Below are 26,574 nucleotides of genomic sequence, written 5' to 3'. Positions count from 1 at the left end.
CAAAAAATTTAAATTTGCAACTATGCAAAAAATCCTTATAGTAGAAGACGAAAAAGCAATCTCGGGAGTACTTCACAGTATTCTTTCGGATGAACTAACCGATTATGAATTTGTTATTGCCGAAGACGGCCTTGAAGGTTACAAACAGGTAGAAAAAGAAGATTTCGCCCTAGTGATTTCTGATATTAAAATGCCTAAGCTTTCAGGAACCGAGCTTTTGAAACAAAGTCTTGCATTAAAACCAGAAACTACTTTTATCATGATCTCAGGACATGCAGACATTGATTCCGCTGTTTCCTGTTTGAAAGAGGGCGCATATGATTTTATCTCCAAACCCATTGATATCAACAGACTTATTACAAGTGTGAAAAATGCATTGGTGAAAGAAACCCTGAAGAAAGAAAACAAAAATCTCCAGACTGAAAATAAAACTTTAAAGAGAAAAGTAAGTAAAAAATACCAGATGATCGGTACCTCTCCTGCTCTTCAAAAGATTCAGGATATGATTGAAAAGGTAGCTGCTTCTGACGCCAGAGTTCTGATCACAGGACCTAACGGTGCAGGAAAAGAGCTGGTTGCTCATGCAATCCACAATCAGAGTGAGCGTGCAAGAGGCCCTATGATAGAGGTAAATTGTGCTGCAATTCCATCTGAACTTATTGAGTCTGAACTTTTCGGGCACGTAAAAGGGTCTTTTACAGGAGCTATTAAAGATAAGCAGGGAAAATTTGAGCAGGCTAATGGCGGTACTATCTTCCTTGATGAGATTGGAGATATGAGCCTTATTGCTCAGGCTAAAGTATTGAGAGCGTTACAGGAAAGCAAAGTTTCTCCTGTGGGAAGTGATAAAGAAATCAAAGTTGATGTAAGAGTAATTGCAGCAACTAACAAAAATATGCAGAAAGAAATTGAGGAAGGAAAATTCAGAGAAGACCTTTACCACAGACTTTCTGTTATTGAAATCTATGTTCCACCGTTGGATGAAAGAAAAGAGGATATCAAATTATTGGTTGAACATTTTTCTGGTATGATTGCTGATGAACACGGTACTTCTGCGAAAAAGTTTGAAGATAAAGCTATTGATGCTTTAAAAGCGCTTTCATGGACTGGAAATATCAGAGAATTAAGGAATGTTGTAGAGAGGTTGATTATTCTTGGTGGAAACACTGTTTCTGAAGGTGACGTTGCAAGTTTTGTAAGGAAATAATAACGCTATTATTTACAATATATAAAAATTTGCAGTGTTCCACTGCAAATTTTTTTTTGACCCAATTTGAATTATAAACTATATGAATCTTAAAATATTATGAACTTTTTAAACAAAAATTATACAAAAGAATGCCTGACTTTGGCTCTGCCTGTAATGCTTACTCAGGTGGGGCAAGTTTCAGTAAATTTATTCGATAATATTATTGTCGGACAACTTTTGGGTGCCGATGCACTGGCATCTGTTTCATTGGGAAATGCTGTATTTTTCTCCATATTTGTATTAGCATTAGGCTTTTCATTTGCTATCCCTCCGTTGGTTTCGGAAGCACATTCCAGAGAAGATCATGCTACAATCAATTCTGTATTCAGCCACGGTTTTATTATCAATATGTCTGTCGGAGTTATTCTGATGATCATTCTCCTTTTGGGAATGCCACTCCTCTATCATTCCGGACAGCCTGCCAAGATTATTCCTGATACGGTAAGCTTCTTAAGCATAATGGTAGTCAGCATGATACCAATTATGGCATTTCAGACGCTTCGTGAAGTTTCTGAAGGTTTATCCTATACCATTGGAGTTACCAAAGCAACCATTATTGCCAATATCATCAATATTGCTTTAAACTATGTCTTTATCAAAGGACTTTGGGGAATTCCGGCAATGGGCGTACAGGGATCTGCATTGGCAACCTTGATTTCCAGAATTTTCATGGTGGTTTTTCTTTATTTTGTTTTGGTAAAAGAAAAAAGAACAAGACGTTATATCAAAGACTTCTCTTTAAAAATTCAGGATTTTTCAAAACAGATGTTTGATAAAATGGTGAGACTTGGATTACCTACGGCTTTACAGATGTTTTTTGAAGTAACCGCTTTTGCCGGAGCAGCATTTATCTGTGGACTGATTTCTGCTCACGATATCGCTTCTCACCAGATTGCCTTAAGCATGGCTTCATTTACCTTCAATTTATGCGTAGGGTTCAGTGTTGCCTCTACGGTAATGATTGGCAGAAAACTGGGTGAACAGAATTTTGTGGAACTGAGAAAGGTAGGAATCAACAACCTGAAAATTGCCTTTATTTTCATGTGTATCTGTGGATTGGTATTTATTTTAGGCAGAAACATACTCCCGACTTTCTTCACAAAAAAAGAAGAAGTCGAAGTTATTACCCTGGCTGCAAAACTAATGATTATCGCTGCTTTATTCCAGCTTTCTGACGGAATTCAGGTGACCGCTTTAGGAATGCTGAGAGGGCTACAGGATGTAAAAATTCCGTCTATTTATACCTTTATTGCCTATTGGGTAATTACTATTCCTTTAGGATATTTCTTGTGTGTTACTTTGGAAATGGGTGCATTCGGAATGTGGATCGCACTTGGACTGGGATTAACAGTCTCCGCTGTTTTCCTGGTGAAACGATTCCTGAATATGTCTGCAAAAAAAATTAAGCAGAATTCATAAAAATAAAAGGCTGTTTCAATATTTGAGACAGCCTTTTTTATATTCATTAATTTACAACAGAACTATGCATATTTTCTAAACACAAACAGCACAAATTAAATTCACAGATAGGCACAAGCTTATTTGCTTATCTGCTCAATTTAATCTATCCTCTTCCCTAAAATCTTCAGACTTCTTTCTACACCATCCAGAATGGCTACATTAGGAAGACTTCCCCAATCTTCAAATCCAAAGTATCTGAACAGCTTCAAACTTGGTTCATTATGAAGGAAAATAAGGGCTACAAGGTTTTTTACTCCAAATTTTCCAGCGTTATCAATACAATACTTAAGAATAGTTTTTCCATATCCTTTTCCTCTGCAGGTTTCATCCAGATAAATGCTTACTTCTACAGTTCCATTGTATGCCGCTCTTTCATGGAATGAACTGAAGCTCACCCACCCTACGGTTTCATTCTGATCATCTTCAACTATCCAAAGTGGTCTTGTCTGAGAATTGTGCTCCTCAAACCATTTTAGTTTGCTTTCTACAGAAACTTCTTCCATATCTGCAGTCACCATCCTGGAGGCTATTGTTGAATTATATATGACTACAATTTTATTTAAATCTGCCAATTCAGCATTTCTGAACTTTAATTTTTCCATTTGACGAATATTCGACTTAATTTTACACAAAAATACTAAATTTCAAAAACACCCCATCAAAATCAACACTTAAATTATTAAATATTAATATTTAAAACAAAACACCCCTTAAAAACACATCAAAACATCAGTAGTAAAAAAACTTTTTTTGATATATGCAAAGACGCAATGGAATTTGAAGATCAAATATTTTAAGGTGCAAAGATTTTATCTTCGATAAAATTGAATACTGGTTATTTTTTAATCATTTGAAGATTCTTTTAATTAAGCAAATTCTAATTAAAAAAGGGCTAGCACAGTTTCCGCAACTTGCTGAAAAATTAATAGTCATCGCTTGCTGAAAATCTTTGATTTTCTTGCGCCTTAAAATTATAAATAAGGATTATAAAACTTTGCGTCTTTGCGATTTTCCAACAAAAGAATGATGTTTAAAAATTATAAATGAGCATTGAGAAAATCTTTACATCTTTTTGCTTGTCAACGAAATTATTTCAAATCCTTTAAGATTCTATTCAAACTTCTCACTGTAATACCAAGATAGGCAGCCATATCTTCTTTAGAAATCTGAATCCCCTGTTTTGACTGCATGTTCAGTAATTGTGTTACAGTATGTTCTACCGTATACAACTGTTGATAAGATGCTCTGCTGGAAGTATTGATAATTCTTTCCGCAAATGAATCCAATAATAAATGGTTAAGAGCAAGATCATTTTTAATCAAAGATTTGAAATAGGAAACATTGACTTCATAAACAGTCACCTCAGATACTGCTTTAACCCCACATAAACAGCTGATATTCTTAATCAATTCTACTTCTCCAAGGATTTCCCCATTTCCCAGAAATTCAACAATATATTCTTTTCCGTTTTCTTCAGTGAGATAACATTTGGCAACACCTTCTTTGATCAGCATAACCTTTGACAGCGGCTGATCCTGTATCAATACATTTTCATCCCGGGAATAAGACTTTAATACCACTTCTTCTCTTCCCTCCTGCTTATGGTAGAGCTTTTCAAAATAACTTAGAAATTCCTGATTTGTTCTTAACATATTCACCCGGGACAAATGTCCTTTTCTTATTGAGTTTTTATATTGAATTTTGCGGACAGAAAATTACAAAACAAAAATGAATAATCATATTACTACGATTGCCTTTGATGCAGATGACACGCTTTGGATCAACGAACCTTATTTTCAGGAAGCAGAAAAAGAATTCTGCATGCTTCTTGAAAATTATCTTCCACGACATTCGGTATCACAGGAATTGTTTACAACAGAAATGCAGAATCTCCATTTATACGGCTATGGAGTAAAAGGATTTATGCTGTGTATGATTGAAACCATAAGTAGAGTTTCTAATAATACAGCGTCATTGGAATTAGTCAACAAAGCTATTCATTTGGGTCAGGAACTTCTTCAGAAACCAATAGAATTATTGGATGGCGTTACCGAAACCCTTGAAAGTTTAAAAGGAAAATACAGACTGGTTGTTGCCACAAAGGGCGATTTGCTGGATCAGGAACGTAAACTGAAAAATTCGGGGTTACAGGAGTATTTTCATCACATTGAAATCATGAGTGACAAAAAAGAACACGATTACAAAAAGCTTTTGAAACATCTGGACTGTCAACCTGAAAACTTTCTGATGCTTGGAAATTCTATCAAATCAGATGTCTTGCCGGTATTAGAAATCGGTGGATCTGCCGCTCATATTCCTTATCATATCACCTGGAGTCATGAACAGCATGATGTAAACCTGGAGCATCCGAATTTTATGGAGCTTAAGAGTATTGATGAGATTTTGAAGCGCTTTTAAATACGATATAGTAACGTCCCCAACTTCCTTATTATATTTTTTAATCAAAAAAAGAGACTGTTTATAGGAAACAGTCTCTTTTATTATTTATTTCTTCAGGCACTTTTCAAGGAACTGATCCTGTTCCCATAAAAGGTGGAAGATATTCTCTTTAGCCTGGTATCCGTGGGCTTCTTTCGGAAGAAGAACCATTTTTACCGGAGCTCCAAGATTTTTCAGTGCCTGGAAGTATCTTTCCGTCTGCAATGTAAATGTTCCCGGATTGTTATCTGCATCCCCATGAATCAAAAGAAGCGGTGTCTTCATTTTGTCTGCATGCATGAACGGAGACATCGTGTTGTAGATTTCCGGAACATCCCAATAGTTTCTCTGTTCACTCTGGAACCCAAATGGTGTCAAAGTTCTGTTATAAGCACCACTTCTTGCAATTCCACAGGCAAAAAGGTTAGAATGTGTCAGAAGGTTTGCTGTCATAAATGCACCGTAAGAATGTCCCCCTACAGCCACTTTTTTTCTGTCGATATATCCTAAATGATCTACGGCATCAATAGCAGCAGCAGCATTGGCTACCAACTGAGGAATAAAAGTATCATTAGGTTCCGTTTTTCCTTCTCCTACAATCGGGAAAGCTGCATTATCTAAAACAGCATACCCTTTGGCCGTCCAATATACAAAAGAGCCATATGTAGGAAATGTAAAGTCATTATCATTTTGAGTACTCTGCCCAGCAGTATCCTTATCTTTATATTCTCTAGGATAAGCCCAGATTAATAAAGGTAGTTTTTCTTTCTTTGCCTTTCTGTCATAGTTTGCAGGTAAATAAAGTGTTCCCGTTAGGCTAACACCATCATTTCTCTTGTAAGTAATCACTTCTTTGTAAACGTCTTTGATACTTTCAAAAGGGTTTGCAAAATTGGTTACGGCTTCTGCTTTATTAGATTTAATATTCTTTTTAAAATAATTCGGATATTGACTCGGCGATTGCTGAGTTGTCAGAATTTCTCCTTTTGAAGGATTTAAAATATCTACAATCCCTTCTTTGGCATTTTTAAGATCAGAGGTATAAAGTCTTTTCTTTTTCAATGATTTAATATCCATTTCGTCAATAAAAGGGTGCTGCCCATCTTTGGTAAATCCATTTCCGATAAGATAGGCTTTTCCGCCTTTCATATCGATTACAGATCTCCCATATTGGTTTTTCGTTGTATTAAAATTTCCAGGATCACTGTAAACATCCTGATAATTTCGGTCATCGAAAACTTTAGATTCTCCACTTTTAAGATCCAGCAGGTAAGATTTTGTATTTCTTGTATCATACCAGCCTTCAGAAACAATAGCATAATGATCATTAGTCCAGGTTACGTCCTTATATCTCTGCTTTGTTTTGAAGAAAGACTTCGGAGCCACTGTAAACGGAGCTTCCCAGGTAAATATCTCGTCTCTGTACTCTGCTGTTTTAGACTGATCTCCTCCATCCAAAGCTTCAGCATAGGTGAGAGTAGCCGGAGCGTCACTTCTCCATGTCATTTCTCTTTTCCCGGTTCTTACGGAGGAGAATCCTTTTGGCATGATTTCATTCAAAGGAACGTCATTTACTGTTTTTACAGCATTTCCTTTCATATCATACACTATTGTTGTTGATGGAAATCTACTGAGGGGTACAATATAGGAGAATGGCTTTTTAATAACGGTAGCCAACAGGTAATTTCCGTCCGGAGATAAACTTAAGCCGGCATACATATCCTGATCTTTCAGTTTCTTAAGATTTCCTGTAAGATCTACATTATAAATTTCAGAAGCAGTAAGGGTCTCAAAGTTCTTTTCGTCCTGAGGATTTTTCAAAAGATCCTGATAAGTCCTGTTTTGGGAAGCCTTACCATCTGCTGTTGAAACAATCGGGCCTGTCGGAAGATCTTCGTTTGCATTGATAAGAGCAGCTCTGTTTTGTGGAAGTGTTCTGATCAGGAAGCTTTGAGAGTCATTATACCATATATAAGGCATTCCTAAATTAGCATTCAGATTATCTGCTGTAATTTTTTTGGCGGACGCTGTTTCCATATCTACAATCCAAAGCTCTACCCCTTTAGCAGTTGTATTGGTAAAAGCCAGTTTCTTTTCATCCGGTGAAAACGAAAGATAGGCAATTTTTGAATTGGAAGGTAAATTTTTAACCTGAATCTCATTTTTATCATTAAGCTTTCTGATCTTCAGATTATTGGAGTAGATCATGCTGCTTGAAATATTTGTAACCGGATTGATTCTAAGTCCACCAAGTTTCATTTCATTCTGACTGAGGTCTTCCAATGTTTTATATGTAGGGCGATACGTAAACACAACCCAGTCTTTTTTGCTGTTCATCAGAACACTTGGAGGTCTTTCATAATCTGCGAGTCTTAAAATCTCAGCAGAAGGTTTCTGATAGGTAATATTTTCCTGTGCATCATAAAAATTGAGAAATGCCAGAAGGCAAATAGTCAGTTTTATCTTCATATAAATTCATTTTCTACGAATGTAGTGAATTTTAAAATAATTTTAACATTGAAAAATAAGACTCCTTTTGGTGTCATATTTATTTTTTCATTACATTTATCTTACAAATTAAAATAATATGAAAAATTTAAAAAAATTATCAAAAGGAAATTTAAAAATGATTAACGGAGGAAGTGCTCCATTATGTGATGCAGGCTTTATGGCTTGCAGAGTAAGAGATGAAAACGGAGCCCTGATCTGGGAATGCTTACCTAACTGCAATTATTAGTAACGGAAAAGGCACTTCATTTTCTGAAGTGCCTTCTTTATTTTGTATGGTTGTAAGATTACCAGTCTGAAGCTCTTTTTCTTCTTTCAATCATATGATCTACTGAAACTTTTCCTGCTCCAATTACCATAAGCAAAAGATAAACAGAAAGATAGATAAGGCTCATTTCTCTTTTTTCGAATGGATCTGCTCCATGAACTACAAAACCTGCAATGATCATTGTAAAGATTAAAAATCCCAGAGCAACTCTTGTAAAAAGCCCTAATATCAGGAGTATTGAACATACAAATTCAGCAAAAACCGTAAGAATCAATGACACCTGTGGTCCTAATCCCATAAAATCAAAAAACTCTATTTTACCACCAGCCAATAGCATCTGAAGCTTTGGAAAACCATGAGAAAGCATGGCAAAACCAACAAACACTCTTACTGCCAGTAAAATAATATCTTTAGGTATTGAGCTGAAATTTGAATTATTATAGTTCATGTACTAAAAAATTTATACTAAGGTAGTAAAAAATCTTTTAATACAACGGGATTACAAGCTATTTTAGTCTATCTGTAACCGAAATTTTTAAGATCTCTATCGTTCTTTCTCCAGTCTTTTTTCACCTTTACAAAAAGGTTTAAATGAATTTTTTTGGTGAAAAACTTCTCAAGGTCTAACCTGGCTTCAGTTCCAACTTTTTTAATAGCTTCTCCTTTGTGCCCGATAATAATTCCTTTTTGGGTATCTCTTTCTACATAAATAATAGAGTCTATAAAGATAATTCCTTCTTTCTCCTTGAACTGTTCAGTCACTACTTCTACAGAGTATGGAATTTCTTTATCATAATTTAAAAGAATTTTCTCACGAATTGTCTCATTAACGAAAAATCTTTCAGGTTTATCCGTATACTGATCTTTATCGTAGTAAGGCGGATTCTCAGGAAGCAAAGATTTTATTTTAGGTAAAATAACTTCTGTATTAAAAGCATTCAATGCAGAGATAGGTAAAATCTCAGCCTTTGGAATTCTGGCATGCCAATCTTCTACCAATTTTTCAAGACCTGCCTGATCTGTCTGGTCTACTTTATTTAATAGAAGAAGTACAGGAACAGGGATTTTATTCAATTTATCAATTAAAAATTCTGATGGTTCTGCTTTATCGGTAACATCTACAATAAATAGAAAAACATCAGCATCCTGCAAAGAGTCCTTTACAAAATCCATCATTTTCTCCTGCAGTCCGTATTTTGGATCCAATACTCCTGGAGTATCAGAAAATACAATCTGAAGATCATCTTCATTATAAATACCAAAAATTCTGTGGCGGGTTGTCTGAGCTTTCTGCGTTACAATCGCCAACTTCTCTCCCATCAATTGGTTAAGCAAGGTCGATTTTCCCGCATTGGGCTTTCCAACTATATTTACAAATCCAGCTTTGTGCATAAAAATAATATTACGAACTGCAAAGTTAGTAAAACAAAATTGGTCTTTACGGTTAATCTTAACAATTAAAAGAAAAAAGAGAGTTATGTGCTTAAATATATCGTGAGGAAAGGAAATTTATAGTGAACAGCAATTGCTGGGCTAACTCTACCCCGTCAAAAAATTATTTGAATTTTCGGCACCCTCCAGAGGAAGGGAATTTGCTCTTTCCTTGGCAATTTTGACGATAAATAAGTTGAATTCGGAAGAATTTTGAATATACACATAGTAATATTTATTATAAAAATTACCTGATAATTTTGTATTGCATTACTTAAAACTGATATTTTTGACTATTAGAATTCATCTTTATGAATATAGACCAGATTCTTGATAAGGTTTACCTTCTTCCTGAGACCTCAAAAAACAGTTTAAAAGAGCATATCACCGAAGTTTCCCATCCTAAAGGCTTTTGTCTGATGGAGGCTGATAAAGTGATTCCTTATCTGTATTTTATCCGGAAAGGGATTGCACGTGCTTATTCTTCAACAGCTGACAATGATATTACTTTCTGGTTCGGAAGCGAGGGACAATGTATTCTCTCGATGAAAAGCTACGTGGAGGACAAACCCGGTTATGAAAGCATCGAATTACTTGAAGACTGCGACCTGTACAGAATGGAAACAGAAAATCTAAGGAAACTGTTCAATGAAGATATCCATATTGCCAACTGGGGACGAAAGCTGGCAGAAGCAGAGATGATAAAATCCGAGGAACTGATTATTTCCAGACAGTTCAAAACGTCTTTGGAACGTTATAAAGATATTATTAATTATCAGCCTGACTTACTTAAAAGAGTTCAGCTCGGTTATATTGCGTCTTATCTTGGAATTACGCAGGTGAGTTTAAGTAGAATTCGGGCGGAGATTAAATAAATTTAAAGATTTAAGAATTGAAATATTTAAAAATTCTTATGTTTTGGCTAAAGCCAAAGGAATGATCATTTTCTTTTGAAAGTGGACTAAAGTCCACTCCTATTGATATAACCATTTTTTTCCTCAAGCTTCCATCTTTCTTTCTTAAAAACCATCTTCATTTTTTAACAATTGTAAAATTTTTTCTCCTGTCAAATTCTGAAATTTGCAGTAGTAAAATTTTAAAAAATGAATTGGTTAATATTAGTTATCGCAGGATTATTTGAAGTTGCCTTCGCATCATGTCTGGGAAAGGCAAAAGAAACATCAGGAACTGAAATGTACCTGTGGTATGCGGGTTTCCTGGTAACAATGACAATCAGTATGCTTTTACTGATCAAAGCTACCCAAACCTTGCCTATCGGTACTGCTTATGCGGTATGGACAGGAATTGGGGCTGTGGGAACTGCTTTAATGGGGATTATTTTCTTTAAGGATCCTGTAAGCTTTTGGAGAGTATTTTTTATTGTAACGCTTATTGGTTCTGTGGTAGGATTAAAGGCTGTTTCTTCCTCACACTAAAAAGCGCATAAACTTCTATCTATATTTAAAAATGGGAACCGTCTTCGTATTGAAGGCGGTTTTTGCGTTTCTATTTTTATTTAATCTAATGGAATTGAGAAGGACGAAATTCTTTTATCTTTGTGAGAAACTTTTAACCTATGAAAAAAATTCTATTCCTTTTAGCAGGTGGCTTACTGACTGCCCAGCAAACCTCCGAATTACTTTCCAATAACTGGTATATTTCCAAAATGGTAACAAGCAGTGGCCAGACTACCAATACACCTTTAATAGATAATGGAGTTCCCGCAACTACATTTAATTCGGCAGGAGGAACAAGCTATGTTATTAATTCCAGATATTACAATACTTCCATAATGGGTTTCGGGATTATGCCCGGAAGCAACAATCTTATCAAAACATCAAGCGCATGTACTCTTTTGTTTTATAACGGAGGAAATGCAGCGCCTGTTCGTGCTTATGATCAGAAAAACTGTGATATTTATGGTTTAGGAGCTTATGCCTCAATATACAGTTACCAAATTACAACCAACGGAAGTGTAAAAACTTTGGTGATTACAGATCCTTCAGGAAACAAAATTTACTATAACAATACTGACCAATTGAGCACTAAAGAAACTGCTGCAGTAACGAAAAATTTTAAAGCATACCCCAATCCTGTAAAAGAAGTTTTGCATCTTGAAAATATTGAGAGAAACCTTCCCCTTAAGATCTACGATTTATCAGGAAAACTGGTATTTGAAACTACAACTAACAGCAACAAAACATCAATTGACACAAGCAGTTTACAGAAAGGGCAATATATCGTAACGATAGAAAATTATAAGTCCTACCCTTTTATTAAAAAATAAAAACAGAACATTTCATGTATATAAAAAACCGTTTCAGCTATTGAAACGGTTTTTATTTTATTTTTTATAAACTACAGGTAAGATTTCATTATGTCTTAACCCGAATTTTTTTATTTCTTCTTCAGAGAATTTCTGTGAATAGAAGTTGGGGTCTATTTCGAAGCCTGCCTTTCTTAAGCGGTCAAAATAATCCATTCCGTACCAACGAACATGATCGTACTGTCCGAAATGTTTCTGACGTTCTTTTGGATCTTTAATCGTGAAGTCTTCGTAGGTTTTCTCCAACGAATTTTTCATCGGAACCTGAAGAATTCCCCATCCGCCAGGTTTCATTACCCTGTAAAGCTCGCTCATTGCTTTTGCATCGTCTTCAATATGTTCCAGAACATGATTACAGAAAATGATATCAAAACTGTCATTTTCAAAAGGTAAATCCAGAATATCTGCTTTCACATCTACAATAGGAGAATAGAGGTCTGCAGATATATAATTCAGATTGCTCATTCTCTTGAATTTCCTTAAAAATTCCTGTTCGGGAGCAATATGCAGGACTTTATAATTCTTAATGAAAAAATCAGTTTCATTCTGAAGATACAGCCACATCTGACGGTGTCTTTCCAAACTTAACGTTCCCGGAGAAAGTGCATTTTCTCTTTGTTTTCCATATCCATAGGGAAGGAATTTTCTATAAGATCTTCCATCAATAGGATCAAAGAATTTGTCACCTTTGAAAAACTGATAAATAAGCGGTCTTGCCCAGATACTCATTTTAATAAGCATAGGGCGTGGAATTTTATTCAGTAAAAGCTTAGTTACCTTTTTCATTAAAAATCCAGTTGGAACTGCTTTTCTTCATCACTTACAATCCCTAAAGCTTCGTATACATAATCAAATGTAGAAAGCAATACCGGCTTACCATTGATCACAGCTACATCATGTTCGAAGTGAGCAGAAGGCATGTTATCTAAAGTCGTTACTGTCCAGCCATCATTATGGAACTTCACTTTTTCGGTTCCCATGTTCACCATCGGCTCAATTGCAATTGCCAAACCGTCTTTAATTACTTTTCCGCTTCCTTGTCTTCCGTAGTTAGGAACCTGTGGATCTTCGTGCATTTTTCTTCCCAATCCGTGTCCTACAAGCTCTCTTACTACTCCATACCCTTCTTTTTCACAGTGTGCCTGGATTGCATAGGAAATATCTCCTATTCTTTTTCCTCTGACAACCTGCTCAATTCCTTTGTATAAAGATTCTTTGGTAACCTGTAGTAATTTTTTAACCTCAGGTTTCACTTCCCCGATTTCAAAAGTGTAGGCATGATCTCCTACGAAACCATTAAGGATCACCCCACAGTCAACAGAAAGAACATCTCCTTCTTTCACTACGTCGTTGTTAGGAAAACCATGAACTACCTGCTCATTCGGAGAGATGCAAAGAGAGTTTGGAAATCCTCCATACCCTAAGAATGCAGGTTCAGCACCATGATCTTTAATAAAATCATGAGCCAGTTTATCTAAATATAAAGTAGTAATCCCTGGTTTAATTTCTTTTGCCAGCATTCCCAATGTTTTAGAAACCAGTCGGGCACTCTCCTTCATCAGACGTAATTCGTCTATCGTTTTTAATTGAATCATTGTATATAGATGTTAGATATTAGATGTTAGAAGCTAGATTACAGCGTTATGTGTATTTCTATATTATAACAATCTATAAACTCTTTTTGATAAAAAACAGAAGCTTTGATTGGCCGTTAAAAACTAACGTCTAATATCTAGCTTCTAATTTCTATTTTACCAAAAAAGGCCTTTTTTCTTTTCTTTTTTAAGTTTTGAATAGGCAAGAACTTCTTTTCCTTCAACACGAAATTCTATTCTTTCCTGAATAATATTGTAGATCTCTCCCCATCCCGGAAATCCTCCCAAGTTTCTGTCATCAATAAACCAGTCTGCATCTAATTTTCTGGATTGATTTTCTGGATCAAAAACTTCTCCTTCAAAGCTTGAGTTCACAGAATAAAATTCTATTCCGTTTTTTTTACAGAATTCTACCGCTTCATCTAATGTTTTTCCGTGTCTGTATGTCCAAAGTATCAATCTGAATCCTTCAGACTGAAGTCTTTTCAAAGTTTCGAATGCAAAAGTTTTCGGTTTTCCAATTGCCGGGTAAGCATCATCAACAATAGTCCCGTCAAAGTCAACAGCAATCTTTTTATTATTTAACATTTTGTCTTTTTTTAGCTTTGCAAAGATAAGAAATAAAAAGAGTGCCCAAAAGAAAGGCACTCAATTACTTTTATATTTTAAATAATAATATAGATCTTATTAGCTTTTTACCCAGCTAAACTGGAACTGAAGATCCGGAGTAGAAACCCTGTCTGTGATCTTCTGTAGCCTTGCAGGAAGCTTCATCAGGTATTCCTGAGCTTTTTCTGCTTTTTCTGTAAGTCCTTTTACGTGCTCAATTTTCCATTCATCTAAAAGGTCTTTCATAATATTGATATAATCCTGACCTGTGTAGACCATACATCTTTGTGCTGCATCTGAGAAATGTCCCCAAAGTTCACCAGCTTTTTGTCCGGACTGTCTCATTAAGTGAGCAGGCATTACAATTTTCTTGCGCATCATATCTTCAAAGGCAAGTATCATTTCTGAAGGATCTACTTCAAGGATTTTTGCTACGAAATGTTTGTATGCTTTAGCGTGTCTTGCTTCGTCTGCAGCAATTACCCCACACATTTTTGCTAATTTTCCGTTTCCGGATTGTTTTGCCAATGTTCCTACTCTTCTGTGAGAGATATTGGTAGCTGTTTCCTGAAAACTTGTATAAATGAAGTTTCTGTATGGGTCCATACTTGTTCCCAAGTCGAATCCGTCATTGATAAGATATTGAGTAGTGATCTCAACTTCTCTCATGTTTACCCTTCCGCACAGATAAAGATATTTGTTTAATAAATCTCCGTGTCTGTTTTCCTCAGCAGTCCATGCTCTTACCCAGTTGGCCCAGCCTACTTTTTCTTCCTGATTGATTCCGTCAACACCCATCAACCAAGATTCATAGGAAGGAAGTGCCTCTTCTGTGATACAGTCACCGATCAATGTTACAAAAAGATCGTAAGGCATTTCACGGGCAAAAGTCTGAATTTCTTCTAAGTCATGTTTAAATTCATCGCTTGAAGGATCTGGTAAATAATCGGAAGGCTGCCAGATTTTTTCAATTGGCGTTAAAAATTTATCAAGAAAAGAACCTACTTCCTTTTCCAATAATCCCATTACTTCTTTCCTAACAAGCTTTTGATACATTTTACTATTCAGTTTTAATTTACAAAGATAAGATTTATTTATTATTTAACGCATAATAAAGTATGCAAGTCATACCTTATCTGACATAAATCATAAAAAAAATGCCGCTGCAAAAGCATAACGGCATTTTTTTAACAATATTATTGAATATTAATTAACCAAAACTTCCCCAGTCATTGCATCTGGTATTTCAACGCCCATTACTTTAAGAATGGTAGGCGCTACATCCCCCAGTTTTCCTGGTTTTAAATTCCATGTATGGTCTTTATCCATAACGATAAAAGGAACCAGATTTGTTGAGTGTTGAGTATTAGGGGTTCCGTCTGCATTGATCATAACATCAGAATTTCCGTGGTCAGCAAGAATGAAAACAGCATATCCGTTTTCATAGGCAGCAGTAGCTACTTTTTCAATGCACTGATCCACCACCTCAGCAGCTTTTACAGCAGCTTCAAAAACGCCTGTATGCCCAACCATATCTGTATTGGCGAAATTTAAACAAACAAAATCAGCTGTTCCTTGCTCCAGTTCCGGAACGATAGCATTGGTGATATCATATGCTGACATTTCCGGCTTCAGGTCGTAAGTAGGAACATCTTTCGGGCTTGGGCAAAGCAGTCTTCTTTCGCCTGAAAACTCCAGTTCTCTTCCTCCTGAGAAAAAGAAAGTAACGTGTGGATATTTCTCTGTTTCTGCAATTCTGATCTGGGTCTTTCCATTTTTTTCAAGAATTTCACCCATTGTTTCCGTCAGTACATTTTCATCAAAAACTACTTGTACGTTCTGGAAGGTTTTATCATAATTCGTTAATGTGACATAATAAAGGTTCAGCTTTTTCATATCATATTCCGGGAAATCTTTCTGAGAAAGCACTTCCGTAATCTCTCTACCTCTGTCTGTACGGAAGTTGAAGCAGATTACTACGTCATTATCTATGATTTTTGCCACCGGCACTACATTTCCTGTAGCCGTAGTATTCATCAGAATAATTGGTTTCAGGAATTCATCGGTAACGTTGTTGTCATAAGAAGCTTTAATAGAAGCTAATGCGTCTGTTGATGGCTCTCCAACTCCTTCTACAAGAGCATCATAAGCCAGTTTTACACGCTCCCATCTTTTATCTCTGTCCATCGCATAGTATCTTCCTACCACTGTTGCCAGTTTTCCTGTAGTAGCTTCCATATGCTTCTGAAGCTCATCGATAAATCCTAATCCTGAATGTGGATCACAGTCTCTACCGTCGGTAAATGCATGAACAAAAACGTTCTCATTCAATCCGAACTCTTTTGCAGCGGTCAGTAATCCTTTTAAGTGATTGATATGTGAATGTACACCTCCATTGGAAACCAATCCGATAAAGTGTACTTTTTTATTTTCTTTTTTGGCATATTCAAAAGCATCCTGAATCACTTTTTCCTGACCCATTGTTCCGTTTTCAACGGCCATATTCAGTTTTACCAGATTTTGGTAAACTACTCTTCCGGCTCCCAGGTTCATGTGTCCTACTTCAGAATTCCCCATCTGTCCGGCTGGTAAACCTACAGCCAATCCACTTGCTTCAAGCGTAGTATGTGGAAATTTCTGGTAACAGCTGTCTATGAATGGTGTATTTGCTTTATCTATTGCAGAAACGTTAGGGTTTGTTCCCAATCCCCATCCGTCAAGAATGGCCAATATTGCTTTTTTTGACATTTTGTAAAACTTTTGTTAGACAAATTTACCTAATTTCCTATGAATAGAAGAATTTGAAGACTCGAATTTTATGGACTGATGATGATAAGTCATCTAACCATGTCAAGGTTTAAAACCTTGGCAAGGTTAGAAAAATTGAAATTTCGTTGATTATTTCAGTCCATTAATCGGTAAATCTTTTTAATTTTGCGGTATGGATTTACGAGATCAATTGAAGAATCTTTTTCCTGATCACGAAGAGCAGGATTTTGAGATGCCTGAAGAGCAATTCAAGCAGAAAGAACCTTTGGTATGCAAATTTGAGAAGAAAGGAAGAAACGGTAAGCCTGTAACGATTGTTGAAGGCTGGGAAGGCAGTGAGGAAGACCTTAAAAAAATCTCAAAGAAAATAAAAACCACCTTGGGTATAGGCGGCTCTGAGAAGGATGGAACGATTATCATTCAAGGGGATAACCGTGATAAAATCATGAATATCCTTAAAGAAATGGGCTATAAAACCAAACGTGTTGGCGGATAGTTCTAGAAATAGATCTGGGTTTCCGGCAGTAAGGTTTTTAAGTTTTCAATTTTAGATTTTTCTATAGGATTTCCTGTAAGAATCAACGTTTTCAGGTTTTTAAGCTGTTTGATTTCTTCAGGAATATCTTTCAGCTTGTTGTTCGCCAGATTCATACTGACGATATCTTTCAGCCCTTTTACTTTGGGTGATATTTCTGTGATATTATTTCCACTTACATTCAAAAATTCCAGATTCTTTGCTCTGAAAAGATTTTCCGGAAGTCTGATAATAGCATTCTGCTGCAGTTCAAGATATTTTAAATTTTCAGGAAAAGACAAATTCCCAAGATCATTGATCTGATTATCTGAAAGGTTTAAAAATTTCAGGTTTTTGATCTGATCAAGTTTGTCTGCAATAAAGCTGATCTGGTTTCCCTGAAGGTTTATTTCTTCCAGTGTCGGAATTTCCATAAGAGCTTCGGGAAAAGTGTTCAGATTGTTGGCATCAAAATGCACTACTTTTAGGCTCTGAAGTTTTGCAAGATTAGGATTAATACTTGTCAGACTGTTCAGATTCATTGAAAAAGTGGTCAGTTTCTTAAGCTTGCTTACCTCATCGGGAATATATTTAATGCTGTTTTCATTCACATTTAAAATTTCCAGTTCTTTTAAGGTAAAAAGTTCATGATCCATTTTCTCAAGCTTATTCGCCATAATATTCAAAAAGAATAATGAATTCAGTTTTACGATCTGAGGAGGAAGATTAAAAAGCCCTTTCTCTCTGAAACTCATACTGTAAACTGTTTTTTCACTCTTCAGAGCCTCTTCAATATTAGTAAAAGTGGGATACTTCACCGGATCAATCTGAGCTTTGATCTGAGAAAGAGAGAGTATGGCAATAAATAAGACTAGCTTTTTCATAAACATAAAAGGTCTGCCAGCAACAAAAGTCACTGACAGACAAGAATTATAAATAATTTATTTCTTTACAAGTTTAACTGTTTTCTGGAAACCTCCTTCTGCTTCAATATTTAAAACTAAAACACGAGATCCTTCCAACTGCTGTGTGAAATCAAGGTCCAATACTTTGTTGGTCCCGTTGAACTTCTTTGTATAAACAATTTTCCCGTCCATGCTGTAAGCTGTTACAGAAATATCTTTCAATCCTTTTACAGAATTGATTTTCACGATTCCTGAAGTTGGGTTTGGAGCTACTGTTACTGTATTTTCTTCAATTTTACTATCAATAGTTCCTAAAGTTCCTTCAACTCCCAGGTTGCTTTTAAGGGCAATTACAATTGTTGCTGATTTTCCTTTATAATCAATTGTATTTCCTGTTGCATCCACATCTGTAGAAATGGTTGAATCCGGATGCTGAATAGAGAAGAAACCGAATTTGTGATCAGGGGTAAATGTCAATCCTGTAGGTTCTGAACCAGCCGGCATAGAAGCAAATAATCTTACTTTAGGATTAGCCTGTGTATGATCCGGAGCAATGACCCAGATATAGTTTTTTCCTCCATCCTGAAGTACCCAAAGGTTTCCAAGCTCATCGAAAGTAAGGTTGTCATTTCCGTCTCCCCAAGCTTCAGATTTCATTCCCTGAGCAGTATTGAAAGAATATACAGAAGAACCTCCTCCTACAAATGTCTCCACCTGAGAAGCGGTAGTTCCGTTATCCTGTAAACGGTATACTCTGTCTAATCCTTTTGCAGTAAAATAGATTTTCCCGTCTAATGGGCTGATATCAACATCTTCTACTCCATTGAATTTTGTTCCGCCTAATGACAACGCATTGGTATTGGTATTGTTCTGGTCAACTTTAGTTTTGTTCGGAACCTGAATCCATGTTGCTGTAGTTCCTGCCGGATCTCCTGCAGCCGTTAATCCCTGATCCAGTTTCAACACATAAAGGTTTCCTGATGAAAGATCATTTGGAGTATCCATTACATATTTGTATACCATGTGAGTTCCACCGTCTTCTCCATAATATGCTATAGTTCCTGCATTATTGATCACTACATTTTCGTGGTTCATGATTCCCATCTGCCATAGTTTTCCTTTGGAACCGTCAGCATTTTTAGAAATAACCTGTGCTGTTGCAGGATCAATTTCTACTAACCAACCGTAATCTTTGTAACCATCATTATTCACATCATTGGAAGTAACAGATTCTTCAGCCGTCACCACAGTTCCCCAAGGCGTAATTCCTCCTGAACAGTTTCTGATCGTTTGTACCAAACTTGGAGCTGAGAAACTTACCGCTCTTGATTTGGTCAGCTGCCAAAGTTTTGAAGTCGCGTTATAGTTAATCTCTGCCATGGTAACTCCTCCAGGATTGGTTTCATGGTTTACAGAAAGATATCCGTTGGTACTACTTCCTGTTTTTGGAACATAAGCCGTAAAGTCATTCTGACCACCTACCAATCCTCCGCCTTCAGTATAGTTGTCTCCTTCTTTTAAAATCAGCTGGTATTTGTGCTCAGCAGGGATAATTAATTTATTAGTCTGTGCGGTAGGAACAATGGAAGTAAAGCAGCTGATGTGTGTTCCGTTACAAGCTACAGGGATAGTTGTATTGGTAGTTGTTTTCAGATAAGCATCAATTCTTAAATCTGAACTGGTTGTACTTCTGTTATGTAGTTCAATAGAAAATCTGTTAACACCGTTTACAAATTTTGACTTTGGAATAGAGAAAATGTTATAAACGCTCTCTGCTGCCCCATCAATGGTAGTACTGGAGAAAGTATTGAATGTTACAGCACCCGCAGGCATATTGTCTCTTACGACTTCTTCTCCGTTAAGGTATACAATAATACCGTCATCTCTCATTACTCCAAGTTCCATAGTATCGGAAAGTGTTGAAAGATCTACTGTAAAATCTTTAGCAAAATAAGCAGTTGTAAGTCCTGAGTTGATTGTCGTTGTTACAGGATCTCCATATCCTAACGGGCCGTTTCCAACTGCCCATGTTGAAATGTCATACGTCTGAGCATTCCATCCGGCTGGCTGCGCCTGGTTGTTATCTTTGTAGCTCCATGACGCATTCTTATTGAATATCAGAGTCTGCGCCTGAAGACCAGAACTGGCCAGTATAGCCAAAGCTCCCACTGTTAGTAGTTTTTTCTTCATTTTTTATTTGATTTATTAGACCCTGCAAAACTATTTTTTTAGAACTTTTTCTCTGTTAATAGGATTTTAAATCTAAAACGCCCAATATTAACTTATCAAAAACCTAATGTTAAGGGGATTAATTTTGTGTTAAGTAATCCGGGATACGAGGTTCGGGATCTCGGGCTGGAAGTGAAATGCAATTATTTTATTTACTAATTGTTACCAAACAAGATCTATTAAACACGATAAATCTGCCAGAAAAGAGAAATTTTTATTCGAAACATGAGTATTTTAGAAGATAATTTATTTTCAAAACGAGCTTTATTCTTATCTCTTAAAACTTTATATTTGTTATTATGATTGACACAGCTATGCAAAATAAAAAAATACATCAGGGCAGAAATATCAAACGTTTCCGTGAAATGCTTGGTATCAAGCAGGAAGCTTTAGCTTTTGAATTAGGTGACGACTGGAATCAGAAGAAAGTCTCTCTTTTGGAACAAAAAGAAACTGTAGAGTCTGATGTTTTGATGCAGGTAGCTCAGATTTTGAAGGTTCCGGCAGAAGCGATTGAGAATTTTGATGAAGAACAAGCGATAAACATCATTTCTAATACAGCGTCTTTTGATAATTGTCAACAACCAGCCTTTTTTAATAACCAACCCACCTTTAATCCCCTTGACAAAATGGTTGAACTTTACGAGCGTATGCTGAAACAACAGCAGGAAATGATTGATAAGCTGGAAAAGCTGATCCAAAACAAATAAACAGACAGGTTGATCCGATCTGTAAAACTTTAGGCTAAATTCTGAAACCTTCGTAGATCACATTTACACAAGTTTCAAAATTTAGCCTATTTTTATTAAAACCTATCATTCCTACCGAATCTCGGCTCTCGCAAACCCGAAATCCCGAATCTCTACAATCTCACTCTCAAACTCTCCCACGCTCCAACCCACAAACCCACAAACCCCGTAACCCGCCTACTTCGCTTTACTCACATCCGTAAAAGCATTCAGAAAGGCTATAATCTGTTTGATTTCTGTTTCGGTAAGGTTTAATTTATCTGGTGCTAGGGTTTGATTTTTCATTTTTAATCCTAATCCTTCTCCTCCTCCTTCATTATAAAAATCCAGAACTTCTTCTAAAGTATTGAAAGCCCCGTTATGGAAATAAGGTTTGGTAAGGGCAATATTTCTAACCGTCACTGTTTTGAAAGAATAATCATAAATCCATGATTTTTCCTTTTTCACCGGACTGTTTCCTCTTCCTAAGTCCTGATCAAGTTCTATAGGAAGCTGTTTGATGGGTCTGGTAGTGATTCCCAGTACTTCAGATTCATTTTCATTAAAAAACGGAGGTACCAATCCTGAAAAGTGAGGGGCAAAATGACAGGTTGCACAATTGGCTTTTCCCATAAACAGGTTGAATCCTTTTTTTACATCATCAGAAACATTCTTTTCATTCCTCATGAAACGGTCAAAATCACTGTCAAATGAGTACAATGAAGCCACATAAGAACTTAATGCTTTTGAAAAATTCTCTTTACTGATCTTTCCATCTTTGAAAGCTGCACGGAAAGCCTTTTTATATTCAGGTTTTGTTTTTAGTTTCTGAATAATATTTTCATAGCTCGTATTGAATTCCTGCTCATTATAAATGACGTGTTCCGCCTGCTGTTCAAGGTAAAAAGCACGAAGATCATAGAAAAACCTTTTGGCAAAAACAGCATTATATAAAGACGGAGAGTTTCTCAGAACCGTTTTCCCTTCCACATTACTTTGTGATTTTGCTTTCAGATCTGTAAAGGCATTTTCCTGAAGGTGGCAAGTCGCACAACTCATTTTCCCGTTACCACTTAAGTTCTGATCGTAGAAAATGGATTTTCCAAGGTTTCGGAGTTCCGGATTATCTTCTGAGGATTTCAATAAGGTATAAAAATAAGGATCCAAAAAATCACTGCTGAAAAAGTTTTTGTTTCCTACGTTCCAGCCTGAAAATTCTTTAAGATCATCCGGTCTTCCATCCCATTTCCCTAATTCTTCGTATAAAGGCTGTACATATTTTTTATAAAATTCAATCCTGTCGAAAGTTTCAAAATCGGTATTTTTTGAAAGGTAACTAATGGCTTCTGTTAAAATCTGGTCAGCCTTTTCAGTATTATAATTTTTAAAATAAAGATCATCATTGATGTATTTCTGCATTCCTGCAAGAGCATGGCTTGTTTCCTCAGAAATATTCAACGAACCCGGTGTATCAAAACCTGATACGCCAAGTGAATAGATCCTGATCAGTTCTATACGTAATGGTAATGTCTTATTATTTCCTTTACTCAGTCCATTTTTTAATGCACTTAAATAAAACCCGGCATAACTGTTATACAAAAAAGTAGTAATTGTTTTAATCTTTTCCTTTTCATTTCCTGCTTCATCTGAAAATATAAGTTCATCAAGCACCTGTAATCCTTCAGGAGGAAGTGTATATGATGATGTACCTGCCGCTTCGATGTGAAACAAAGGTGCTGCGTTAAGGTGAGTCTTGGTAAATTCAGGATAATGATAAGCGATATAGAATTCAACTTCTTTGAATGAATTTCTTGTGCTGCTTAGTGATTTCTGCAGTTCTTTCAGAGAAATACGGTCTTCAGAGAACTTATCAACATCTGATTTCAGCTGTTCAAGCTTGGTTTTAAAGTCGGACAACCCTTTATTGATAAATGTATTTTCGCTTTCTTTTCCTTTATAAACAGGATTAAAAGACATTACTGCAAATCCTATCAGAAGGACGATTACAAGCAGTGGGTAAGATCTCATGAATTTTTAGCGGCAAAACTATTAAACTGATGTTATCTCAGTTTTAATAACAGATTAAATAATGTTTATATTTCTGATAACATATTTTTCACTAATTTTAAACCCCGAAATCAAATTCATTATTCTAAAGAGAACGGTTCTTCGAAATACCGGAAAAATAATGGCGGGAGATTATTGGGAGAGGATTTTTTTAAATTAAATTCAACACATCAAAAAAACTAAATAGGAGTATGAAAACAAAACTATGGTTTGCTGTTATGGCAAGTTTCCTTTCTATGACGGCATTTTCCCAGAAAAAAAAGCAACCGGAAAAGCCATCCGGAAAACCACAGGAAATGGCTGTCTATGCTGAGAAAAGAGGATCTGATTATTATTTGGTTCGCCTGGAAAAAGATAAAAACATTCCCAATGTTTATGTGCATTCCAATGGAGTAACCAAGCCTTATAAAAATTATTCTGACCTGAAAGATATTGTTACAGAATTCCCTGGAATGATGACTTCCAACAATTCAACAAAGGAAGAACTGATTTCTATTCTTAAAAAAGATGATCACTTCTACGAAATCACTTCACAGAGGAAAGATCCTAAAAACATTGAAAAGACTGTCATTACTGTATATGAGGTAATGAACGGCCAGAAAAGGATTGTAGAAGAATACAATGACATCTACGAAGTTATGGCATCTCCTTATAAAGAAGCCATTATGATTAATTAAAAAAACAAAAAATATACATATTATGCTAAACAAACTTGCTGCCTCAGAACTTGTTCTGAATGAAGACGGAAGTGTATACCACCTGAATCTTTTACCCGAAGACATTGCTGACAAAATCATCCTTGTAGGTGATCCTGACAGAGTGGCAAAAGTTTCAAAATACTTTGATACCGTAGAAATCAAAAAAAATAAAAGAGAATTCTATACGCATACAGGAACACTTCGTGGTGAAAGAATTACCGTAATGTCTACCGGGATCGGAACTGAAAACATCGATATCGTGATGAACGAACTGGATGCTTTGGTAAACATTGATCTTCAAAACAAAGAATTCAAGACTGAGCACAAGGCTCTTGAACTTTTCCGTATGGGAACTTGCGGAAGTGTAAACCCGGATGTACAGGTAGACAATATGCTGGTTACTCAGAATGTTGTAGGTTTGGATGGATTGATGCACTTCTACCAGGACTACAACTTCGAAAATGAGTTTTCTAAGAGCTTCTTAGAAAAATTCCCTTATGAAAGAATCAAGCCAATGCTTTATTTCTCAGACTGGGCAGAAGAAATGGGAGAATACTACAAAGATGCCAAATACCATGGAAATACCGCAACTTTCCCGGGATTCTATGCTCCACAGGGAAGACAGCTTCGTTTGAAAGCAGTAGATGATCAATTCTTAGAAACGCTGAATGATCTTGGCATTACCAATTTTGAGATGGAAACTTCTGCAATCTATGCTCTTTCAAAATTATTAGGACATAAAGCCATTACCGTAAATAACGTTATTGCCAACAGAAGACGTGGAGAATTCTCTGCAGATCACCATGCTTCTGAGAAAAACCTTATTGAATGGGTGTTGGAAAGAATTATTAAATAATCAATTCTGTTTATGATAAAATAAAAACCTCCGGAAGCTTTTTCCGGAGGTTTTTTATAGGTTTTGGCTAAAGCCTATGGAATTTGATTTATTCTGAAAACGGGCTAAAGCCCATTCCTATTGAATTTATACTGTTGAATTTTGTTCCTTTCACCATGAATAAAGCTCATCACTCTCCTTATCATTCCGTAGGAATCTAAATACAAAACTTTAAAAATAACGTAGAGATTCCTACGGAATGACAAAGGTAGTAAAGGAAATTCTGTAAGTAAAATGAATCAAATACCATAAATAATTACAAATGAAACCTTCTCGGATCCGGATACTGAAATACATAATCCAGCTCTGAAACCAGTTTTGAAGACAAGACCTTCTTACCTTTTACTTCGGAAACTTCCTCCTCAGGTATATTTTTCTGTGCATTAATCACCTGACTCTTTGCAGGATGAATCGGGGCAGTAACATTATAAAGTTTAGCTTCAGTTTTCCTTTCAATCATTTGTGTGATGATGGCACCGATATCAGCATAATGAATATGATTTACAGCGTGATCCAGATTGCTCACATTATAGTTTTTCAGAAGTCTGTTATCTCCCATCAGGCCACCAAGTCTTAGTATATTAAGCTGGGGATATTTACTTCTCAACATTCTTTCACCTGAAATTTTTTCCAAAGGAATGTCTTCTTCTGTAAAGTCCTTGGGCAGATCAGGATAAACACCTGTAGAGCTCATCAGAAACATCTGTCCTTTAAAATCCCCTATAAATGTTGACAAATTCTGAATCCTGTTATATAAAGAGCTTACACAACAACTTTTTTCATGGACAGGAATGGTAATAATTAAAACATCAGCATTCTTAATCTCAGACCATTCATTATAGGGTTCTGCCAGCTGATAGTCCGGGAAAGAAGCAAGTACAGCATGAATTCCTTTACTGTTGAGATCCTTTACTTTATTTTCTGTTGTAGTCGTTGCTGCTATGTCATATTTTCCGGATAAGGAAGAGGCTATTCTTTCTCCCAACCAGCCACAGCCTATAATTCCTATTTTCTTCATATGTCAGAAACAGATTGTATTGTTAATATATTCTCTAAAGAAGCCATTAGCTGGGTCTTTACATCCTCACTCAGATTCATGCACTGCTGAACAGCTTTGGGAATATGTTTCGCTTTTTCTTTAAGCTTTATTCCATTTTCGGTAAGATTAATCAATACAACTCTTTCATCTTCTGCACTGCGGGTTCGGATGATCAATCCGTTTTTTTCCATACGTTTCAAAAGCGGGGTAAGTGTTCCGTTGTCAAGATGCAGATGCTCACCAATCTTTCCGATATTCATTCCGCCATGTTCCCATAAAACAGTCATGACAAGATATTGAGGATATGTAAGTAAAACTTCTTCCAGGTAAGGCTTATATAAGCCCGTGATATATCTGGAAACAGCATACGTTTTAAAACATAAATGTTCGGATAATGGGGTCATCGTTTTCTTTTAAGAAACAAAGATAATCCATTTATTTTGTGCACAATATTTTTGTTTAAAATATTTTTTTATTCAATTAAATAAAAAGAAACATCTTAGTTTCAGGCTGTGATTATTTTGTTATTTTAGCTCAACTAAAACCATACAACTCACTGTGAACATGAAAAACACGCCTCAAACAGGAAACAATAAACTTTCAGAACTCTCCATTGAGGAACTGACAAAAGAAGAAAAAAAACGTTCTGCTGCTCATATTTCCTTTTGTATTATTATGGGAATACTGATAGGCGCCTGCATCTATGTTACCATTAAAAAAGGGTTCAATGGTATCACTCCGCTTCCTCTGGCTTTTTCCCCTTTATACCTTATTATTAGAAAAAGCTGGCAAAATGCCCGAAAGGAACTTCAGTCCCGAAAACTTAATTGAAATTGACGGTCAA

At 36.0% G+C, this 26,574-nt stretch carries 27 protein-coding genes; 12 read left to right on the top strand and 15 right to left on the bottom strand.

The annotated features are described in order from the left end of the window. Nucleotides 1–22 precede the first annotated feature (22 nt). A complete protein-coding gene (locus BUE84_RS09630; protein WP_034696726.1) occupies nt 23–1,207 on the top strand; it encodes a sigma-54-dependent transcriptional regulator in 1,185 nt (394 codons plus the stop codon). Nucleotides 1,208–1,306: 99 nt separating this feature from the next. Then, entirely contained in the window at nt 1,307–2,668 is a 1,362-nt protein-coding gene (locus BUE84_RS09625; RefSeq protein ID WP_079241441.1) for an MATE family efflux transporter, read from the top strand. Between the two features lie 140 nt (nt 2,669–2,808). Here BUE84_RS09625 and BUE84_RS09620 read toward each other — a convergent pair whose 3' ends face one another. Next, a complete protein-coding gene (locus tag BUE84_RS09620; protein WP_079241440.1) occupies nt 2,809–3,312 on the bottom strand; it encodes a GNAT family N-acetyltransferase in 504 nt (167 codons plus the stop codon). 486 nt (nt 3,313–3,798) lie between these two features. Further along, a complete protein-coding gene (locus BUE84_RS09615) occupies nt 3,799–4,362 on the bottom strand; it encodes a Crp/Fnr family transcriptional regulator (RefSeq protein WP_079241439.1) in 564 nt (187 codons plus the stop codon). 76 nt (nt 4,363–4,438) lie between these two features. Here BUE84_RS09615 and BUE84_RS09610 point away from each other — a divergent pair, with 76 nt between their 5' ends. Continuing rightward, on the top strand, nt 4,439–5,128 hold the full coding sequence (locus tag BUE84_RS09610) for an HAD family hydrolase (RefSeq protein ID WP_079241438.1): 690 nt from the start codon (nt 4,439–4,441) through the stop codon (nt 5,126–5,128). Nucleotides 5,129–5,215: 87 nt separating this feature from the next. On the opposite strand, the gene BUE84_RS09605 is transcribed toward BUE84_RS09610, so the two are convergent. Beyond that, nucleotides 5,216–7,618 (bottom strand): prolyl oligopeptidase family serine peptidase, encoded by a 2,403-nt coding sequence (locus tag BUE84_RS09605; protein WP_079241437.1) that lies wholly within the window; start codon nt 7,616–7,618, stop codon nt 5,216–5,218. A 118-nt stretch (nt 7,619–7,736) separates the two neighbouring features. Between BUE84_RS09605 and BUE84_RS24405 the strand changes: the two genes are divergently transcribed. Beyond that, entirely contained in the window at nt 7,737–7,886 is a 150-nt protein-coding gene (locus tag BUE84_RS24405; RefSeq protein ID WP_156106471.1) for a bacteriocin-like protein, read from the top strand. Between the two features lie 58 nt (nt 7,887–7,944). Here BUE84_RS24405 and BUE84_RS09600 read toward each other — a convergent pair whose 3' ends face one another. Both BUE84_RS09600 and era read right to left on the bottom strand, forming a co-directional pair. Further along, nucleotides 7,945–8,373 carry a DoxX family protein gene (locus tag BUE84_RS09600; RefSeq protein WP_034696730.1) on the bottom strand — a complete coding sequence of 143 codons (429 nt, stop codon included), beginning with the start codon at nt 8,371–8,373 and terminating at the stop codon, nt 7,945–7,947. 68 nt (nt 8,374–8,441) lie between these two features. After that, complete coding sequence (era, locus tag BUE84_RS09595) at nt 8,442–9,317, bottom strand: GTPase Era (RefSeq protein WP_079241436.1); 876 nt, start codon at nt 9,315–9,317, stop codon at nt 8,442–8,444. A gap of 350 nt (nt 9,318–9,667) precedes the next feature. Between era and BUE84_RS09590 the strand changes: the two genes are divergently transcribed. The 3 genes from BUE84_RS09590 (at nt 9,668) to BUE84_RS09580 (ending at nt 11,643) form a co-directional block, all read left to right on the top strand. Further along, a complete protein-coding gene (locus tag BUE84_RS09590; protein WP_079241435.1) occupies nt 9,668–10,231 on the top strand; it encodes a Crp/Fnr family transcriptional regulator in 564 nt (187 codons plus the stop codon). Between the two features lie 228 nt (nt 10,232–10,459). After that, a complete protein-coding gene (locus BUE84_RS09585) occupies nt 10,460–10,792 on the top strand; it encodes a DMT family transporter (protein WP_034696733.1) in 333 nt (110 codons plus the stop codon). A 140-nt stretch (nt 10,793–10,932) separates the two neighbouring features. Next, nucleotides 10,933–11,643, top strand: coding sequence for a T9SS type A sorting domain-containing protein (locus BUE84_RS09580; protein ID WP_079241434.1), 711 nt, complete (start codon nt 10,933–10,935; stop codon nt 11,641–11,643). A gap of 57 nt (nt 11,644–11,700) precedes the next feature. On the opposite strand, the gene BUE84_RS09575 is transcribed toward BUE84_RS09580, so the two are convergent. The 5 genes from BUE84_RS09575 to gpmI all read right to left on the bottom strand — a co-directional run bounded on the left by BUE84_RS09575 (nt 11,701) and on the right by gpmI (nt 16,634). After that, nucleotides 11,701–12,468, bottom strand: a complete 768-nt coding sequence (locus tag BUE84_RS09575; RefSeq protein WP_034696735.1) for a class I SAM-dependent methyltransferase — start codon at nt 12,466–12,468, stop codon at nt 11,701–11,703. Then, nucleotides 12,468–13,277 carry a type I methionyl aminopeptidase gene (map, locus tag BUE84_RS09570; protein ID WP_079241433.1) on the bottom strand — a complete coding sequence of 270 codons (810 nt, stop codon included), beginning with the start codon at nt 13,275–13,277 and terminating at the stop codon, nt 12,468–12,470. The genes BUE84_RS09575 and map overlap by 1 nt, the downstream gene beginning before the upstream one ends. Nucleotides 13,278–13,433: 156 nt before the next feature. Then, nucleotides 13,434–13,865, bottom strand: coding sequence for a BT0820 family HAD-type phosphatase (locus BUE84_RS09565; protein WP_034696738.1), 432 nt, complete (start codon nt 13,863–13,865; stop codon nt 13,434–13,436). A 99-nt stretch (nt 13,866–13,964) separates the two neighbouring features. Beyond that, complete coding sequence (locus tag BUE84_RS09560; protein WP_034696739.1) at nt 13,965–14,942, bottom strand: acyl-ACP desaturase; 978 nt, start codon at nt 14,940–14,942, stop codon at nt 13,965–13,967. A 150-nt stretch (nt 14,943–15,092) separates the two neighbouring features. Then, a complete protein-coding gene (gene gpmI / locus BUE84_RS09555) occupies nt 15,093–16,634 on the bottom strand; it encodes a 2,3-bisphosphoglycerate-independent phosphoglycerate mutase (RefSeq protein WP_079241432.1) in 1,542 nt (513 codons plus the stop codon). A gap of 193 nt (nt 16,635–16,827) precedes the next feature. Between gpmI and BUE84_RS09550 the strand changes: the two genes are divergently transcribed. Then, nucleotides 16,828–17,151 (top strand): translation initiation factor, encoded by a 324-nt coding sequence (locus tag BUE84_RS09550; RefSeq protein WP_034696743.1) that lies wholly within the window; start codon nt 16,828–16,830, stop codon nt 17,149–17,151. A 2-nt stretch (nt 17,152–17,153) separates the two neighbouring features. Here BUE84_RS09550 and BUE84_RS09545 read toward each other — a convergent pair whose 3' ends face one another. After that, nucleotides 17,154–18,053, bottom strand: coding sequence for a leucine-rich repeat domain-containing protein (locus tag BUE84_RS09545; protein ID WP_079243902.1), 900 nt, complete (start codon nt 18,051–18,053; stop codon nt 17,154–17,156). Between the two features lie 57 nt (nt 18,054–18,110). Then, nucleotides 18,111–20,264, bottom strand: coding sequence for an alkaline phosphatase PhoX (locus BUE84_RS09540; RefSeq protein ID WP_079241431.1), 2,154 nt, complete (start codon nt 20,262–20,264; stop codon nt 18,111–18,113). A 338-nt stretch (nt 20,265–20,602) separates the two neighbouring features. Here BUE84_RS09540 and BUE84_RS09535 point away from each other — a divergent pair, with 338 nt between their 5' ends. Beyond that, complete coding sequence (locus BUE84_RS09535) at nt 20,603–21,013, top strand: helix-turn-helix transcriptional regulator (RefSeq protein ID WP_079241430.1); 411 nt, start codon at nt 20,603–20,605, stop codon at nt 21,011–21,013. Between the two features lie 216 nt (nt 21,014–21,229). On the opposite strand, the gene BUE84_RS09530 is transcribed toward BUE84_RS09535, so the two are convergent. Continuing rightward, entirely contained in the window at nt 21,230–23,059 is a 1,830-nt protein-coding gene (locus tag BUE84_RS09530) for a cytochrome-c peroxidase (RefSeq protein ID WP_079241429.1), read from the bottom strand. A 230-nt stretch (nt 23,060–23,289) separates the two neighbouring features. Here BUE84_RS09530 and BUE84_RS09525 point away from each other — a divergent pair, with 230 nt between their 5' ends. Next, a complete protein-coding gene (locus tag BUE84_RS09525) occupies nt 23,290–23,775 on the top strand; it encodes a hypothetical protein (RefSeq protein ID WP_079241428.1) in 486 nt (161 codons plus the stop codon). Nucleotides 23,776–23,797: 22 nt separating this feature from the next. Beyond that, entirely contained in the window at nt 23,798–24,652 is an 855-nt protein-coding gene (locus BUE84_RS09520) for a nucleoside phosphorylase (RefSeq protein WP_034696753.1), read from the top strand. Between the two features lie 295 nt (nt 24,653–24,947). Here the strand turns inward: BUE84_RS09520 and BUE84_RS09515 are convergent, their stop codons facing one another. Together BUE84_RS09515 and BUE84_RS09510 are read right to left on the bottom strand one after the other, a co-directional pair. Continuing rightward, nucleotides 24,948–25,709, bottom strand: a complete 762-nt coding sequence (locus tag BUE84_RS09515) for an NAD-binding protein (RefSeq protein ID WP_079241427.1) — start codon at nt 25,707–25,709, stop codon at nt 24,948–24,950. Further along, complete coding sequence (locus BUE84_RS09510; protein ID WP_079241426.1) at nt 25,706–26,134, bottom strand: MarR family winged helix-turn-helix transcriptional regulator; 429 nt, start codon at nt 26,132–26,134, stop codon at nt 25,706–25,708. Before BUE84_RS09510 ends, BUE84_RS09515 begins: the two co-directional genes overlap by 4 nt. A gap of 160 nt (nt 26,135–26,294) precedes the next feature. On the opposite strand from BUE84_RS09510, the gene BUE84_RS09505 reads away from it, so the two are divergent. Beyond that, the gene (locus BUE84_RS09505) at nt 26,295–26,561 is read left to right on the top strand and encodes a hypothetical protein (RefSeq protein WP_079241425.1); all 267 of its coding nucleotides are present in this window, start codon (nt 26,295–26,297) and stop codon (nt 26,559–26,561) included. The last annotated feature ends 13 nt before the right edge of the window (nt 26,562–26,574 follow it).

It is taken from the genome of Chryseobacterium indologenes (genome assembly GCF_002025665.1).
Taxonomy (GTDB): Bacteria; Bacteroidota; Bacteroidia; order Flavobacteriales; family Weeksellaceae; genus Chryseobacterium; species Chryseobacterium metallicongregator.
This window is presented reverse-complemented; position numbering and strand designations above follow the sequence as displayed.